The sequence below is a fragment of the Streptomyces niphimycinicus genome (genome assembly GCF_018883605.1).
Lineage (GTDB): Bacteria > Actinomycetota > Actinomycetes > Streptomycetales > Streptomycetaceae > Streptomyces > Streptomyces niphimycinicus.
Genome location: NZ_JAHLEM010000173.1, coordinates 26,028 through 41,250 on the forward strand (window position 1 = coordinate 26,028; position 15,223 = coordinate 41,250).

Annotated in this window: 12 protein-coding genes and 5 pseudogenes; 5 read left to right on the forward strand and 12 right to left on the reverse strand. The window is 67.8% G+C overall.

The features are described from left to right. Positions 1 to 396: 396 nt before the first annotated feature. From menC to KN815_RS52175, 5 genes and pseudogenes are all read right to left on the reverse strand, one after another. Positions 397 to 1,506, reverse strand: coding sequence for an o-succinylbenzoate synthase (gene menC, locus KN815_RS17140; RefSeq protein ID WP_216342796.1), 1,110 nt, complete (start codon positions 1,504 to 1,506; stop codon positions 397 to 399). Next, complete coding sequence (locus tag KN815_RS17145) at positions 1,503 to 1,745, reverse strand: hypothetical protein (protein ID WP_216342797.1); 243 nt, start codon at positions 1,743 to 1,745, stop codon at positions 1,503 to 1,505. The genes menC and KN815_RS17145 overlap by 4 nt, the downstream gene beginning before the upstream one ends. 291 nt (positions 1,746 to 2,036) lie before the next feature. Then, positions 2,037 to 2,507, reverse strand: coding sequence for a cupin domain-containing protein (locus KN815_RS17150; protein WP_216342798.1), 471 nt, complete (start codon positions 2,505 to 2,507; stop codon positions 2,037 to 2,039). A gap of 384 nt (positions 2,508 to 2,891) precedes the next feature. Next, positions 2,892 to 3,035: a hypothetical protein gene (locus KN815_RS50415; RefSeq protein ID WP_253209035.1), complete on the reverse strand. Its 144-nt coding sequence runs from the start codon at positions 3,033 to 3,035 to the stop codon at positions 2,892 to 2,894. Positions 3,036 to 3,084: 49 nt separating this feature from the next. Continuing rightward, positions 3,085 to 3,276: pseudogene (locus KN815_RS52175) on the reverse strand (RICIN domain-containing protein); the annotation flags it as partial. Positions 3,277 to 3,886: 610 nt separating this feature from the next. Here KN815_RS52175 and KN815_RS17160 point away from each other — a divergent pair. Both KN815_RS17160 and KN815_RS17165 read left to right on the forward strand, forming a co-directional pair. Further along, complete coding sequence (locus tag KN815_RS17160) at positions 3,887 to 4,927, forward strand: alpha/beta fold hydrolase (RefSeq protein ID WP_216342800.1); 1,041 nt, start codon at positions 3,887 to 3,889, stop codon at positions 4,925 to 4,927. Between the two features lie 567 nt (positions 4,928 to 5,494). Then, positions 5,495 to 5,695: a hypothetical protein gene (locus KN815_RS17165; protein WP_216342801.1), complete on the forward strand. Its 201-nt coding sequence runs from the start codon at positions 5,495 to 5,497 to the stop codon at positions 5,693 to 5,695. Between the two features lie 559 nt (positions 5,696 to 6,254). Here the strand turns inward: KN815_RS17165 and KN815_RS17170 are convergent. Both KN815_RS17170 and KN815_RS17175 read right to left on the reverse strand, forming a co-directional pair. After that, positions 6,255 to 7,499, reverse strand: a complete 1,245-nt coding sequence (locus tag KN815_RS17170) for a cytochrome P450 (protein ID WP_216342802.1) — start codon at positions 7,497 to 7,499, stop codon at positions 6,255 to 6,257. 1,201 nt (positions 7,500 to 8,700) lie between these two features. Continuing rightward, positions 8,701 to 9,270, reverse strand: coding sequence for an alpha/beta fold hydrolase (locus tag KN815_RS17175; protein WP_253209036.1), 570 nt, complete (start codon positions 9,268 to 9,270; stop codon positions 8,701 to 8,703). 561 nt (positions 9,271 to 9,831) lie between these two features. On the opposite strand from KN815_RS17175, the pseudogene KN815_RS17180 reads away from it, so the two are divergent. From KN815_RS17180 to KN815_RS17190, 3 genes and pseudogenes are all read left to right on the forward strand, one after another. Then, a pseudogene (locus tag KN815_RS17180) lies at positions 9,832 to 9,945 on the forward strand (IS5/IS1182 family transposase); the annotation flags it as partial. Positions 9,946 to 9,998: 53 nt separating this feature from the next. After that, positions 9,999 to 11,277: pseudogene (locus KN815_RS17185) on the forward strand (IS701 family transposase). Between the two features lie 393 nt (positions 11,278 to 11,670). Beyond that, positions 11,671 to 12,165 carry a hypothetical protein gene (locus KN815_RS17190; RefSeq protein WP_216342803.1) on the forward strand — a complete coding sequence of 165 codons (495 nt, stop codon included), beginning with the start codon at positions 11,671 to 11,673 and terminating at the stop codon, positions 12,163 to 12,165. A 5-nt stretch (positions 12,166 to 12,170) separates the two neighbouring features. Here the strand turns inward: KN815_RS17190 and KN815_RS17195 are convergent. From KN815_RS17195 to KN815_RS17215, 5 genes and pseudogenes are all read right to left on the reverse strand, one after another. Continuing rightward, a protein-coding gene (locus KN815_RS17195) for an IS5 family transposase (protein WP_216342804.1) occupies positions 12,171 to 12,997 on the reverse strand; the annotation gives its coding sequence in 2 pieces (ribosomal slippage) (positions 12,171 to 12,637 and positions 12,637 to 12,997; 828 coding nt in all). 196 nt (positions 12,998 to 13,193) lie between these two features. Continuing rightward, positions 13,194 to 13,559: a DUF2306 domain-containing protein gene (locus KN815_RS17200; RefSeq protein WP_216342805.1), complete on the reverse strand. Its 366-nt coding sequence runs from the start codon at positions 13,557 to 13,559 to the stop codon at positions 13,194 to 13,196. A gap of 310 nt (positions 13,560 to 13,869) precedes the next feature. Further along, positions 13,870 to 14,440 (reverse strand): annotated as a pseudogene (locus KN815_RS17205) (catalase); the annotation flags it as partial. 247 nt (positions 14,441 to 14,687) lie between these two features. Next, on the reverse strand, positions 14,688 to 15,098 hold the full coding sequence (locus tag KN815_RS17210; protein WP_216342806.1) for a hypothetical protein: 411 nt from the start codon (positions 15,096 to 15,098) through the stop codon (positions 14,688 to 14,690). After that, positions 15,095 to 15,223: pseudogene (locus KN815_RS17215) on the reverse strand (IS110 family transposase); the annotation flags it as partial. The pseudogene KN815_RS17215 and the gene KN815_RS17210, both read right to left, overlap by 4 nt.

Consider the following 15,223-nt stretch of genomic DNA (forward strand, 5'->3'; position numbering starts at 1 on the left):
GGCTGGTCCGGGAGGACTGTGCAAAACACCAGGTCACACCCGGGTCCGCGGGCCGCTTTCGCGTGAGGTAGGGCATCAGCACCTTACATGGCGGAAATACGCAGGTTACGAAAGTTCCGCAGTGCTCCCGTACGGTTCGAGGAGCCCCACGATTTCCACCTCACGGAGGATCCTTGCACACGCTCCCCACACCGCCCGACTGGCTGACGCACCCCCTGCGCGGGGTGCGGTCGCTACGGGGCCCAGTGCCCTGGGCGGCGGTGGTCCGCAAGGCCCTCGGCGTGGGACCGGTGGTGGCCGTCGGCGTGGCGTCGGGACATACCCCGTTCGGGATGCTCGCCGGACTGGGGGCGATGAACAGGCACCGCGCAGCGGTGCCTGTTGTCCTACGGCTGGTTAGGCACTGAGGAGTTCTGTGGAGGTGGTGGCGGCATGTCGGGCGTCGGGGTCGGGGACGATACCGATTCCTGGGCCAGTGGGGACGGTCAGGTGGCCGTCGTGAAGGACGAAGGGGGCAGTGATGTCACGGGTGTAGTAGCGGGCCGTGGCCGAGATGTCGCCGGGCAAGGTGAAGCCCGGGAGCGCGGCCAGCGCCAGATTGGCTGCCCGGCCCAGCCCGGTCTCCAGCATGCCGCCGCACCACACCGGTACGCCGTTTGCCAGGCACAGGTCGTGGATCCGGCGGGCCTCCAGGTACCCGCCGACCCGGCCGGGCTTGATGTTCACGATCGAGCACGCCTCCTGCCGGATGGCGGTGGCCGCGTCCCGGGCCGAGGTGATCGGCTCATCCAGGCAGATCGGGGTGTCCATCCGGGCTGCCAGCCGGGTGTGCGAGAGCAGGTCGTCCGGGGCGAACGGCTGCTCGATCAGCGTCAGCCCGTAGTCGTCGAGCCGCCGCAGGTGGGGCAGATCCGCCGGACTGTAGGCGGTATTGGCGTCCACCTGCAAGGGGATCTCCGGGCCGAACGTCTCCCGCACCGCTCGCAGCGGCTCGACGTCCCAACCTGGTTCGATCTTCAGCTTGACCCGGGCGTAGCCCGCGCTGAGATAGCCGTCGACGGCGCTGATCAGCTCGTCGACCGTGTCCATGATGCCGACTGACACTCCGACTGCGAGCTCGGTCCGCGTCGCCCCGAGGTACTGGGCGAGGCTGATGCCGGTGGTCGGCAGTTCGGCGTCCAGAACTGCCATCTCGACCGCCGACTTGGCCATCGGATTGCCCCTGATCGGCGGGAGTAGCTCGGGCACCAGCGCGGCGGTCAGCTCGGGTACCGGGAACAGCCGGGGCAGCAGGAACCAACGCAACACCTCCCGGGCCCCGGTCAGGTACTCCGCGCTGTACGTCGGGTCGTCGTCGGTCACACACTCGCCCCAGCCGACGGCTCCATCGACCGTGGTCACCTTGACCAGCAAAGAGTTCCGGTGTTCCTGGGTGCCCAGTGAGGTCCGGAACGGCGAGACCAAGGGCAGGGCCACCGCACGCAACTCCACCTGCTGCAGCTTCATTTCGACACTTCCTTCCGTCGCAGGACGTACCAGCCCGACCGGACGAACCCGTCGATCCGATAACCGTTCTCCATGGCGCCACCGAGCCACTCGCGCATCGCGGACCGCCAGCGCTGGGCGGAAGCTGGATCCCTTTGCCGCAAGGACTCCGCATCCACCGGGGTGGCACACATCAGTACGCCGCCGGTCGCGGCGCGCAGTACTGGCTCGTCGTTGCCGTCGGGCTCGAGTACGGGCACCGCAGCGGCCAGGTTTGGCAACGGTTCCGGGCAGTCCCAGAGTGAGTCCGTCGTGTCGAATCCGTTTGGCCCGGAAGGCATCGTCGGGCAACGGGTTGGGCTTGAGCTTGATGCCGATCTTGGCCAGGTCTGCCGCGAGCGCCTGCAGCGCGTCGGCCGTGTTGTCACCGCTGTTGTAGTTGGCGGGCAGCTCGAAGCCGTTGGGGTACTTGGATTTCGCCTGCTACGACCTGGCCGCGGCCAGGTCGTAGCAGGGTACGGATGGCCCTCGCGCCAGAGCCGGACGCCCGGTCAGTAGGTGGTCACGAGCGGCTTCGTCGGGTCGACGACATACGTGGAGAGCATCTTCGTCGTGACCGTGCCGACGTTGCGGGCATTGTGGATGGCGCCGTTCGGGATGAAGAACGGGTCCCCCGTACGCAGCCGGATGGCCGGCCTGTCGTCGAACTCCATCAGGACGTCGCCCTGGATGATGTAGCCGACCTCGACGCCGGGATGGCTGTGTCGGCCTGATTCCTTGTTCCGGGGAATCTGCACCAGCGTCTGGACGGCATCCCAGCCCTCGGCGGGCGAGGGATGCTGCTGGAGGAGCGTACGGGTGACACCGTCGGTCGGGCCGGAGCCCAGCGGGTGCTGGCCATCGGCGAACGGGGCGGGTTCGGTGGTCTGTGCGGCCGCGGCGGTGGACGACACGGCCGCGGTGCCGAGCGCGGCGGCGGCCGCAACGCCACCGGTACGGAGAAGAAGGCGTCGGTTGACCATCAATGGTCCTTCCGGGAGGGGTGGGTTGGTAACGGCCGTGCATGCAGAACGACCGTTTCCTATCCAGGTAAGCATATGTCTCAACGGACACACATGAAACCAACTCTGCCAATGTAAACACGTATGTGGAAATGCCGGCGCGCCCTACGAGGAACACACACGTGCATGCCGACGTGCGTGGACGGGACGCCATATGTTCAGATGGCCAAGCTACTCAGACAGACGTCAGACAGACCTGCCGCGTGCGTACGGGGCCTCTCGCCCCGATACCGCGACCGGCCCGCCGGCCCGCACTCCTGGTAGCCCGCGCGACCGGTCACTGGTGACGGTTGTACGGCCACTACGAGGCCGCGCCCGGCCGAGGTCCCTCCTGCGCCCCGGAGTTCAGCGGTCGGCGTGATCCGCCTGGATCGCCTGATGGAAGCGCGCGCTACGGAGTGCCGTAGCGTCGTCCGTCCTCTCGTAGCGGGTCAGCGGCAGCGCGGCGGCGGCGTGCCAGCCGTGGGTGTCCCCCAGCAGGCGGTCCACCAGGCCACCGCGTGCAGGCGATGGGCGGCCTGATGCTCTGTCCAGTGGTGGCCGTGTTGCAGGCCGCGGTGACCACGGCCGTACCGGCGGCGGTCGACGAACCCGTCACGTCGGCGCACAGGCCGGACGCCTGGTTAAGGAGAGTGCGGTCGGAAGTCGGCTCCCACTGGTGGGCAGTGGAGCCGTCGCAGGCCGCCAGCACCAGGGCGGTACCGGCCGAGCCGCTCTTGCCGGCGGGCATCACGTACTTGCCCTGCACCCACAACGACCCGTCCCGCCGAGCGTCCCTTTGACCAGCGGCATGGACTCCGCCAAGACGGCGTGGCCCGCCCGAGCACCACGTCAAAACGGTGGACCACGGCGAAACAGTCCGCCTGGAAGGGGGCCATTCTGCCACGCCGTCGTCGCGTCGGCCTGGGCCGCCGCCGTCTCCTCCGCGGCCGCCGGAGCGACGACAGCCGGTGGGCCGAGGTTCCCGAGGGCCAGGGCGGTCACAGCGCCGGCCGCGAGCGCGCCCCAGCCGGGTCTATGTCTGCGCATCGGTTCCTTCGTATCGGGTGTAGGCCGCCTGTCGGCGGGTGTTCTGCTTCTCACACCGCGATGACGTGTGCGGGACGACACCGAGTTCATGTCGGGGCCACCCACGCCGACGACCTGGTTTGCCGACACCTGCGCAGCGGCCGGAAGTGCCTTCCACATGTGTTCGGTGAGCAACGCCCATGCAGTGCGGCGCCGTTGGCTCCTTGACAAGGTTATCCGAAGTGAGCACCCTCGTCACCTGTTAGAGCGATGATGCGTGATGGGTGTGCACCTGTGTTTCACACCTACGAACCCGAACGCGAGGAAGCGACATGATCAGCAGGCGGAGACTGACCCAAGCCATGACGGCGACAGCGGCGGCGGGGGCCGCCGGTCTCACCGGGGCGGGTCAGGCGTCGGCACTCACGGATACCGCAGCCGCCGAGGCAAGGGCCGCGCGGACCCCGCATGGTCTGGGACCCGTACGGCACACCCGCACCGATCTCCTCGACATCGCGTACCACGACGTCGGATCGGCCGACGGCACGCCCGTGATCCTCCTGCACGGCTGGCCCTTCAGCCCGGTCGGCTCCTACACCGAGGTGGCCCCCGCACTCGCGCGGCGCGGATACCGCTGCTACATCCCCTACCTGCGCGGCCACGGAGAGACCCGGTTCCGCCACCAGGACACCTTCCGGTCCGGCCAGCAGGCGGCGCTCGGCACAGACCTGGTCGCCTTCATGGACGCGCTGCGCGTCCCCCGGGCGCTGTTCGCCGGCTACGACTGGGGCGGGCGGGCTGGCGACGTCGCCGCAGCGCTGTGGCCCGAGCGCTGTACCGGCCTGGTCTCCGTGAACGGCTACCTCATCCAGAACCTCGCCGTCACCCGGGAGCCGCTGGCCCCCTCCATCGAGTCGGGCTACTGGTACTTCTTCTACTTCCTCACCGAGCGCGGGCGGAAGGGACTGCAGCGTAACCGGGAAGACCTGGCGCGCGTCGTCTGGCACCGCAACTCGCCCCAATGGCACTTCACCGAAGCCGAGTTCGCGCAGGCGGCACGGTTGTGGACCAACCCGGACTACGTCGACGTGGTGATCCACAGTTACCGGCACCGCCTGGCCGCCGCGCCCGGCGACCCCCGCTACGCCGACCTGGAGCGCAGGCTGCTGGACCAGCCCAGGATCACCGTTCCCACGGTCACCCTCGACGGACAGGCCGACGGAGTGAACCCGGCGACCGACGGCAGCGGCTACGCCGTTCACTTTTCGGGCCCCTGGACCCACCACGTCGTCCCCGACGCCGGCCACAACCTCCCCCAGGAGCAGCCCGAGGCGTTCACCGCCGCGGTCCTGGAAGCCGACGCCATGAAGTGACCCTCACGAAGCGGCCCCGCAAAAGGGCTCATACGAAACCTGCGGGTGAAACGTGACCGCATCACCCGCAGGTGTTCAAGAAGTCACCTGCAGCGCTGCGCCTGGCAGGCTCCTGGGGCCGGATGACAAAGGCCCGGAGTGATCGCAGCGCAGACACCGACCGCGGCGAGGGCGCCCACAGCGGTCACGACGACCGCGGCAACCTGCGGTAGTGACACCTCTCGTCATAGGTTTCGGTCGAGTAAGGCGCCTCACCAGGCACACATGACTTTACTCACACATGAGACACCTCCGCCGGAGCTTCAGCATGTTCGGCAGTGTTGGCTGTCGCATCCGGATGCCCACAACTACGTTTTACGACAGGGAGTTGACAGGACGGGACAGTTGCGCGGGAGACATGTGGCGGCCAGTCGGCTGCAACCAGTGCACGCCGGCGGCGGGTAGGGGGACCCGCGTCACACACCCCCTCGTCACCATCTTGACCGGTGATGAAAGGAAGGGCATGCTGGTAGTCGTCCAAGGCAACGAGCGGGACGCGATCCACGAGCTACGAAGTGGAGAATGGCCATGAACAAGGAACTCACCACGGACGCCGCCGCCGCGGCGGCACTGCGGCACGCACGGTACGGCCGGCTCCCCGAGCGCATCCGCTTCGAGGACATGACCGAAGAGGCGGAGGCCGCTCCGGGCGGCGACGCGAAGGGCTCGTACGACCCCGAAGGCTCCTGGAAATACTACTCGTGCCTGGCCCTCGACCTGGGCCTGTAGACATGGCACCCGCACTGACCACCGAACCGGCGGAGCGGATTCCTCCGTCCGCTGCGCACCGCACCGAGACGCAATGCGATATCCATTATCGATGGTGAGCTTCACCCGCGTCGGCGCGTCGCGTCCTTCCGCGCCCTCAACGTGCGCCACCGGGACCGGAACGCCGAAGCATGGGTCGACGACAACGAGGCTCTTGGACGACACTTGGATCAACGACGCGACGGTGGACTTGGGCTCCGGATGGGGCCGGCGCAGGCCGGACACGCGAGGATGTCGCAGCGGTGTTCCGCCGCCGCGAGACCGGCGGCCGAGGCACCGACCACCACGAGCTGTTTCACCTCTCGACACCTCCAGGCAGACCAACGCGGACTCCCGTGCATCGGCGTGGAGTTCGGCCGGGGGCTGCTCGTCCAGCAGGACCACCATGCCGTCCTCCTCCGGCTGGTCGAACACATCAGGGGCGATCATCACTGACCTGACGCCACACACTTGGGAACATCGACTTCGACACGCATGGTGACTCCGTTGCCTCCGTCGTCCTTACCGCCGCCGTCGCCGCTCATGACGCCCAGGTGACGGGCAGCTCGTAGACGCCGTAGGCCAAACTGTCTTCTTTGAAAGGTAGTTGGTCGACCCCGGTGGCCAGTCGCAGGGTGGGGATACGGCGGAAGAGCGTGCCGTAGACCACCTGCAGTTCCACCCGGGCGAGCGGCTGGCCCAGGCACTGGTGGACGCCGAAGCCGAACGCCATGTGGCGGCGGGCGTCGCGGCCGATGTCCAGCCGCTCGGGCTCGGGGAAGATCTCCCCGTCCCAGTTGGCGGTGTTGGTGAGAAGCAAGATCCCGTCCCCGGCGCGGATGGTCTCGCCGCCGATCTCGATGTCCGCCAGCGCGACCCGGCGCAGGCCGTTCTGTACGATGCTCAGATAGCGCAGCAGCTCCTCTACGGCCTTGGCGATCACCTTGGGGTCGTCGGTCTCCCGCAGGACGGCGAGCTGGTCGGGGTGCTCCAGCAGGGCGATGGTGCCAAGAGCGATCATGTTGGCGGTGGTCTCATGGCCGGCGAGCAGCAGCAGCACGCCCGTGGTGGCGGCTTCGCGCCGGGTCAGCTCACCGGCCGTGACCCGGGCGGCCAGCTCGGAGAGCATGTCGTCGGCGGGGTCGGCGAGTTTGACGGCGACCAGCCCGTCCAGATAGTCGACCAGCGCCTCGTTGGCACCGGCCGCCTCTTCGGCCGAGCAGTGACGAGTGAGCAGGAGCGAGCTGTTCCGCTGGAAGAAGTCGTGGTCCTCAAACGGCACCCCGAGCAGCCGGCAGATCACCAGCGACGGCAGCGGCAGCGCGAACGCGTGCACCAGGTCCACCGAGGTCGGCCCGGCCAGCATGGTGTCGATCAGGTCGTCGGTGATCTTCTGCATGTCGGGCCGCATCGCCTCGATCCGCTTGATGGCGAACGGTGCGGTGACCATCCGGCGGATCCGGGCGTGCTCGGGGTCGTCCATGGTGACGAAGGACCGCCGCTGCTCGATGTTGTCGCGGAAGCCGGCGTTCGCGTGCGGATACCCGGGCAGCGTGTTCTCGGCGCTGACCCGCGGATCGGCGAGCAGGGCACGCTGGTCGGCGTACCGGGTCACCAGCCACGGGGCGCTGCCGTCCCACGGCCGTACTCGCGTTATTGGCCGTTCGGTGTGCAAGGCCCGTACGGCCGGGGGTGGTTCGAAGGGGCAGCCGGCCGCCCGCGGCATCGGAAATTCCGGAAGGGGCTCTTTCGCCTCGGATGTGGTCTCTGCCAGCGTCTCGGTCATGTCTCTCCTCGGGTGGGGGATTTTGATACGAGTGGAACGTGCGCCTGCGTCCTACGGGGACGTGAACCTTCGCGTTCGGGGACGTGAGGATCAGCGAATCCACTCCACCTGACGCCTCACGGCCAGTTTCCTGACGAAACGCTGACTGAAACTTTTCCTTGATCGTGGACGCCTAAAGACGGGGATGAGTTCGCAGAGGAAGTAGTGCCAGGTGGGTAGTTCAGTGCTCGAAGCGGTATCCGGAGGAGTTCAAGCGGGACGCGATCGCGTTGGCCCGCTCCTCCAGCAAGACGATCACGGAGGTCGCGCGGATCCGGGGGTGAGCCCGGAGAGCCTGCGCGGCTGGGTCAAATCGGATCGACCGCGGTGAGGGCGGGCCAGGCGAGCTGCGAAGGGCGCCTCCGGTGTTCCGCGGGTGCACGCTGAACCGCGGCGACTGGGCCGAGCAGCCAACGCAAGCAAGTGGAGCGGAGGGCGCAGGTAAGGTCAGCCAAAAGCATGAGATCAGCGGCCTCGGTCAGTGTCATGGCCAACTGGTAGCGCAGCAGTACCGCGCGAAGCCGGCACCCGCGGCGCCCGGCACCGGCGGCAGCGGCCGGACCTCCGCCCACTCCGCGCCCGTCATGTCCGACGGATACCGCCGTTCTCGCACCCGGTGATCCGCGGCGTTTCCGAACCGGTCAGCCAGGCAGTCACACTCCAGGGCGACCGAACTGGGCCCGGTCATCGACACGGAACACCGCGGCACCGAGGCCTCCTGGTGTTGCTCGGTGATTCGACACCAACGAGCTGTTCAGGAGGCCTCGCCCGTATGCGCCGACGCCCCGCTACTACCCAATCGGGACTCCCGTTCGACGCACATCTCTCAAGATCAGAAAGACAACAGCTACTGAGCACCTCGTTGATGCCGACCGCGGCGAGCCCCTTGTGGGCCGTGATCCGCTGGGCTGAGGATGTGGCGGCGAGTGTCACCTTGGGTGGCTGGTATGGCTTTCGGGGTAGGGCGCGATGAGGCCGGTCGTCTATTCGCGGGCGTGGCCGAGGAAGTCCAGGAGGACCTCGTTGATCTCAGCAGTGTGCGTGGTGAGTAGCCCGTGGGGTGCGCCATCGATCTCGACGTACCGCGCGGTGGGAAGCGCATCGGCGAAGCGTCGTCCGGTGGCGTCGATGGGCAGGGTGCGGTCGGCGGTGCCGTGGACTATCAGTGCGGGTACGTCGATGCGGGGAATGTCGGCGCGGAAGCCGGTGGGCCAGGTGAGGGGAGGCGGCGGCCGAGGCGATGGAGCCGGAACCGGCTGCCACATTCCAGGCGTTGCGGACGGCTTCCTCGCTGACTCGGGTGCCGAGGTTCTCGTCCAGGTTGAAGAAGCCGGTGAAGAAGGCGTAGCGGTCCTTCTTGGCCGCCTCTGAGATGCCCTGGAAGAAGGACCAGGGAGCCGCACCGTCGGGGTTGGGCGACCTCTCCGGTGCCCATCGAGAAGCCGACCAGGACCGCGTCGTTCAGGTCGAGGGTTTCCATCACGGTGTTCAGATCGGTGGCGAAGGTGTCGTAGTCGTAGCCGGTGGAGGGCTGGCTCGACTTGCCGATGCCGCGCCGGTCGTAGGTGATGACCCGATAACCGGCCTCCAGCAGCGCTGGCACCTGCCCCTCCCAGGAGTTGCCGTCCAGCGGATAGCCGTGGATCAGCACCACTGGCTGTCCGGTCCCCCTGTCCTCGTAGTGCAGCTCGATCGCGGTGCTGTTCTCGGTGCCGACCTTGATGCGTCCCATAACGTGTTTCCTTCCGGATGTGCAGTGTTTCCCAACGAGGAATACGCGACTGGTTGCGACCGGTCTACTCGATGTCCATCGTCCCCTCCCTGAGAAATCTCGCGGGTCCCGTTGCGAACGCGCGGGTGCCGCCCAGACGGCCCGGGTGCGTGCGCTCGCCGAAAACTGCGTCCGTGCCGGAACCCACACGCCGGCCGACGCCGGTCAGAGGCTGCCCGGCTCGGGGAAGGCTCCGGTGCGGGCGAGATTGTCCGGGGAGCGCCAGGACAGGCCAGGCACCATGCCCAGTCCACGGTGCCGAGGTCGGCGAACACCCGGTCGACGACCGCACCAAGCTCACCGGTGTCGGTGACGTCCAGGGGCGCCCTCCACAGCCGCTCATCGTGGGCGATCTTGAGGTTGTCCAGGGCTTCGGGACAGCCAGCAGTGGCGGCCACCCGCTCGCCGTGCTCCAGCAGAAGCTCGGCGGGTCGATGATGAACCAAGTTCTCATAAGAACTCCTAACGTAATGACGCTTCTTGCCTTCAAATGTTGGCGCCTGATGGAGTGTTAGCCTTCATGTGAGAAGGGGTGAGCAGCTTCCGTGGATCGTGTCCGATGAGCTGTGGGCGCGGATCGAGCCGTTGCTGCCGGTGGTGCCGCGCCGTCCGGATCACCCAGGGCGCAAGCGTCTAGTAGGACTCCGTTAGGTCTGCGTGTCGCCCGTGTTCAGGGGCATGAGGACTGTGTGGACGCACATGAAGTGAATCGTGTTCGGGCGACGTTGGCGTTATTCGTGGCTGATGTGTTCGCCTCGGTGCCGCGGAAGGATCAGCGGGCCAAGGGCGACTGCTACCTGCGGGGGCTGATGATGGACGGTCGCCGCAAGTCCGTCCAGGCCATGGCCTCGCGGCTGCCGGACGGCAACGAGCAGAACCTGCAGCAGTTCGTGAACCAGTCCACCTGGGATCCGGTGCCGGTGCGTCGGCGGATCGCTGCGCGGCTGGTGCCGCGGATCGGCCCGGACGCCTGGGCGGTCGATGATGTGTCGTTTCCCAAGGACGGAAGGATGTCGGTCGGCGTCGCCCACCAGTACTGCGGCGCGCTGGGCAAGCAGGCCAATTGCCAGGCCGCGGTCAATGTGCACGCGGTCTCCGATGCGGCCTCGTGCCCGTTGAACTGGCGGCTGTTCCTGCCCCGGGAGTGGGCGGATGACGCCGTCCGGCGCCGGCGGACGGGCGTGCCCAAGGATGTCGGGCACCGGGAGAAGTGGCGGCTGGCCCTGGACGCCCTGGACGCCCTGGCCGGATGGGGACTGGTGCCGCCGGTGGTGGTGGCGGATGCAGGCTATGGCCAGAACGCCGACTTCCGCGCCGGCCTGGCCGAGCGGGGACGCGCGTATGTGGTCGGCATCCGCGGCGATATCACCGTCCAGCCGCACAACGCGGTCCCCACTGCCCCGGCCTGGTCCGGCAACGGCCGCAGGCCCCGGCCCCGCTACCGGCAGCCACCGGTGACGGTAGCCAACCTGGCAGCGGGCCGCCGGACGGGAAGCCTTCAAGGAGGTGACCTGGCGGGAAGGCTCCCGGGGCCCGATGACCTCCCGCTTCCTCGCGATGCGGGTCCGGCCGGCCGGGTTGCGCTCACGTCGGCTGGCCCAGGCCGCCGCGGTGGCCGGACACGGCCGGTGGGACGGCGTCCTGCCCGAGGTGCGGTTGCTGGCCGAATGGCCCGGCGGCGAGGACGGACCGACCCGGTTCTGGCTGTCCGACCTGCCCGACGACACCCCGGTCCAGGAGCTGGTCCGCCTGGCGAAGATCCGCTGGCGCATCGAGCACGACTACCGCGAACTCAAGCACGGCCTGGGCCTGGACCACTTCGAAGGCCGCTCCTGGAGAGGCTGGCACCACCACGCCACCCTGGTCACCGCCGCCCACGCCTTCCTCACCGAACAGCGGCTCGCCCCAAAAGCCGACACACCCAACTCACTCTCTACCAGACACTCGACGCCGTCCAGAACCTGCTGAACTGCTGGACCGGCATCTGCACCACCTGCCACCAACCCCTGCCCAGCAGAACCACACCAAGATCAAGACAGACCTAACGGAGTCCTACTAGCCGACCGGAAAGTGCTGTCGGGCATCCATGCTGCGTACGGGGGTGGCATGCGACGAGGACGCTTTCACGACCGCCGCGCTCGAACACCTGCAGCGGACATCGCCCCGAGGACTGCGAAAGTTCTTCGGCAAGCGGTAGCCGGGCGAGGAAGGGTCCACCGCGTCGGCCCTGATCGTTGCCGTGGCGGGTGGCCCGATTGCCGGCGCGCACCATCGGCTGCTGCTGTTCAGACACGTCGGCCTGGTGCCCGTAGATTTGCTCCGTTGACCAAGCGAGGGAGAGGCAATCCCATGGCAAGAACGATGACAGAGAAGGTCGAACTCAGGCTAACGGACGCGAAGTTGCCTGGTGAGCGGGTGCTCTACGGGGTACTGGCCTTCCGGGTCGGCGGGGTCCGCACGACGATGATCGGCGGCGCGGCCGGTCTCGCCGGGTCGGCCGGTGCGGCCACGATGGCCGTGATCACCTCGCGCGGACGGGCGGCGGCGCCGGATGTGCCGCTCCGGCTGCCCGGCCGGATCATCATCGCGTTGACCGACCAGCGGCTGCTCGTTTTCTCGGTCGGTGGGGTCATAGTGGGCAAACCCGGCAAGCTGCTGCATTCCTTCGCGCTCGATCAAGTCGCCTGGGTCGGTGAGCCGGAACTGATCCCCGGCGCTGCGCAGGCGCTTCGCGTGCAGATCGGCATGGCCGGGGTGGGCGTTTTGGCCTTCGAGCACCCGAGGCTGCAAGTGACCGAGGGACGCAACATGATCAAGCGCCTGGTCCGGGAGCTGCCGCAGTCGCCGGCGGCTTAGAACTTCTAACGAAGTGGGAGGTTCCTCAGTCGTCGCCAGCAGATGATGCTGCAGGCCAGGCTGAGGAACGCGTCGTGGATGTCGTCGCGTATCTCCCAGCGGATGCGTAATCGGCGGAACCAGTGCAGCAGCGCGAAGCTCTGCTCGACGACCCACCGGTGGACACCCAGTCCTGAGCCGTGTTCGGTGCCGCGGCGGGCGATGACGGGGGTGATGCCGACCGCCCGGACCTGCTTGCGGTACTTGTCGTGGTCGTAGCCGCGGTCGGCGTAGAGCGTGTCTGGTCGGCGGCGTGGTCGTCCGCGTCGGCCGCGCACCGGTGGAACGGCCTCGATCAGCGGCACGAACTGGGTGACGTCGTTGCGGTTGCCGCCGGTCAGCAACACTGCCAGCGGGATGCCGTGCGCTTCGGTGATCAGATGGTGTTTGGAGCCCGCTCGGGCACGGTCGACCTGGCTCGGTCCGGTTTTGGGCCGCCCTTCATGGCCCGCACGTGAGAGCCGTCGATCACCGCCCTCGACCAGTCCAGGGCGCCGACGGCGTGCAGATCGGCCACCAGTGACTCGTGCAGACGCTGCCAGACACCCGCGTCGTTCCAGTCACGCAGGCGCCGCCAGCACGTCATGCCGGAGCCGAAGCCCAGCTCCTGCGGTAGGGATTCCCACGGAATGCCGGTGTGCAGCACGAACAGGATGCCCGACAGCACTTTCCGGTCGGCTAGACGCTTGCGCCCTGGGTGATCCGGACGGCGCGGCACCACCGGCAGCAACGGCTCGATCCGCGCCCACAGCTCATCGGACACGATCCACGGAAGCTGCTCACCCCTTCTCACATGAAGGCTAACACTCCATCAGGCGCCAACATTTCAAGGCAAGAAGCGTCACTACATTAGGAGTTCTAAAGGCCCTTCCTCAACAAGGCGGACTCGAACGGGCCCGCGCAGGAATCGGCAACGGCGGCACATCGTTCGGCTTCGCGGGGCGCGGGACGTCAACGACCGGACCCCGACGGTTGCTCGAGTGAGCCGATCACGGCGCGATCGAGAGTCGCGGGTTCGGCGTCGGAAGCGGTGGCGGGCCCGCCGGGGCGCCGACGGCGGCCCGCGGCGCCAGCGTGCGCTGGATGATGAAGTACTCGACCACGAGCACGTTACCCAGGATCGACGCCCACCCGGCGGTGGTGTAGAGCTGGTCAAAGTCCATCGAGTCGAAGAACGCCTTCTTCAGCAGCAGGCCGATGAGCAGGTAGATGCGCAAGGTCACCGCGGCGAACGTCAGGACGTAGTTGCGGATCATCCAGATCCGGTGCAGTTGCACCTGGCCGCGGCGGATGGACCGGTAGGCCATGAACAGCGTGTACAGCCAGGCCACCACGAGAATGTAGAACGCGACCACCGCCAACACTCCCGCACCACCTGACGCCTGGGTGGTGGCCGAGGGTTCCCTCTCCCCATCGGGGGCCGCGTCCCGGACGTCAACAGCTGCTACGCGCTCGACGACTTCCGCCGGTGTCTGAGGGCACATGGACGCACCGGCCACTGGGCCGGCTACCACCCCGCTTCCCACATGTGGCCGCTGCAGCGAAGGCTGGTCTGAGAGGCGATACGTCGGTCTTGATCGTGCCGGGCCACTGCGTTCACGCGTACGCCCTGGGAGGAGTATTCGAGGCCCGCGGGCTTGGTCAGACCGACGACTGCGTGCTTGGTGGCCGTGAGCCGATGCCCGGAACCACGTTCGCCGGGGTGAAGGCGGCCTGCTCGACGTCCGCGAAGTAGTTGTCGGGGTTGCGGTCGAGTTCCCACTCGCCGACCTCGATCAGCGGGTAGTCCTTCTTCGACCAGACCTTGGTCAGGTCCGAGGGGTGGAAGCGGTAGCTCGCCGCGTCGAACTCCGGCATGACCTGGATGAACAGCTTCCACTTCGGGAAGTCGCCGTTCTCGATCGCGTCGAACAGGTCGCGCTGGTGCGACTCGCGGCCCTTGCCGATGAGGTCCCGGGCCTCGGCGTCGGTGAGGTTCCTGACGCCCTGCTGAGTGCGCGCTCGTGTACCGCGTGATGTCGTGGGTCACCGTGAAGGTCCCGAACGCGCCCGAGCCCTTGGCGTGCATCCGGCGCTCCGGAATCACCTCGCGGTCGAAGTGGGCGAGCTTCTCCAGGAACCACACACGTCCTACAGGAGCATCGGGCCGCGCGGACCGGCCGTCAGGGAGTTCTGATTGTCGGGAACCGGTTGCGCCGGCAGCCGTGGTCAACGGTTTCTGGTGGTTCTCGGGCACAGCTCGCTCCTCGTTGAGTGCTTCTTCGAAGGTGTTCAAGGCATGGCGATCCTGGCGGCCGAGTGTCCGTACAAGCTGCCCTGAGGCTTGCGGCGGCACATGCGTACGTCGACGTGCGCACTAAAAACACATATGTACCTGGGAAACCGGCTTCGTGGCGACCGAACTGTGCGGCGGCGGGGCCGTGTTCATCCGCCGACCGGTCCAGCGGTGGGACGCCACCAAGGTCCGAGCAGGTCTACGGCGCTCAGCCAGTGTGTTCCGGGGCTTCCCCGACGTTGCTCCACGCCGTGACGGCGGTCGGCATGACCACCACCGCGTGTGTCTCGGCGATCTCCGCGCGGATACGGCCGAGCAGCGTGTCGACGTCGCCGATCGTCTCCACGAGGTCGCCGGCCCGGGTGTTGCCGGGCAGGCCCGCCTGCGACAGCGCCCGGTAGGTCTGGACGACGAGGGAGAGGACCGTGTCGTCCTCGGCGCCGCCCATCGGTGTCGTCGCCGTGAGGCCGGGTGCGGCCAGCCCCGCCCACCGGAACAGGGAGTACAGGCCCGCGCCCGTTCCCAGAGTGCTTCCGTCGACCGTGAGTGCCGCGGCGATGGCCTCCAGGACCGCGCCGGTCAGCGGAGTCGGGGGGGGTGCCCCTATGGGTTTCGTCAAGCTGTGGGGGCAGGTTGCGGGTCGTAGAAGGTGCCGTCGCGAAGCATCGCGAAGAGGACGTCGGCTCGGCGTCTGGCGAGGCAGAGGAGGGCTTGGGTGTGGTGCTTGCCCTGGGCGATCTTCTT

Bases quoted from the DNA above. Each gene is read 5' to 3' on its own strand.
- menC (WP_216342796.1), bottom strand. From the start codon at position 1,506: ATGAAGCTGCAGCAGGTGGAGTTGCGTGCGGTGGCCCTGCCCTTGGTC.
- KN815_RS17150 (WP_216342798.1), bottom strand. From the start codon at position 2,507: ATGGTCAACCGACGCCTTCTTCTCCGTACCGGTGGCGTTGCGGCCGCC.
- KN815_RS17160 (WP_216342800.1), top strand. From the start codon at position 3,887: ATGATCAGCAGGCGGAGACTGACCCAAGCCATGACGGCGACAGCGGCG.
- KN815_RS17165 (WP_216342801.1), top strand. From the start codon at position 5,495: ATGAACAAGGAACTCACCACGGACGCCGCCGCCGCGGCGGCACTGCGG.
- KN815_RS17170 (WP_216342802.1), bottom strand. From the start codon at position 7,499: ATGACCGAGACGCTGGCAGAGACCACATCCGAGGCGAAAGAGCCCCTT.
- KN815_RS17175 (WP_253209036.1), bottom strand. From the start codon at position 9,270: ATGGGACGCATCAAGGTCGGCACCGAGAACAGCACCGCGATCGAGCTG.
- KN815_RS17190 (WP_216342803.1), top strand. From the start codon at position 11,671: ATGACAGAGAAGGTCGAACTCAGGCTAACGGACGCGAAGTTGCCTGGT.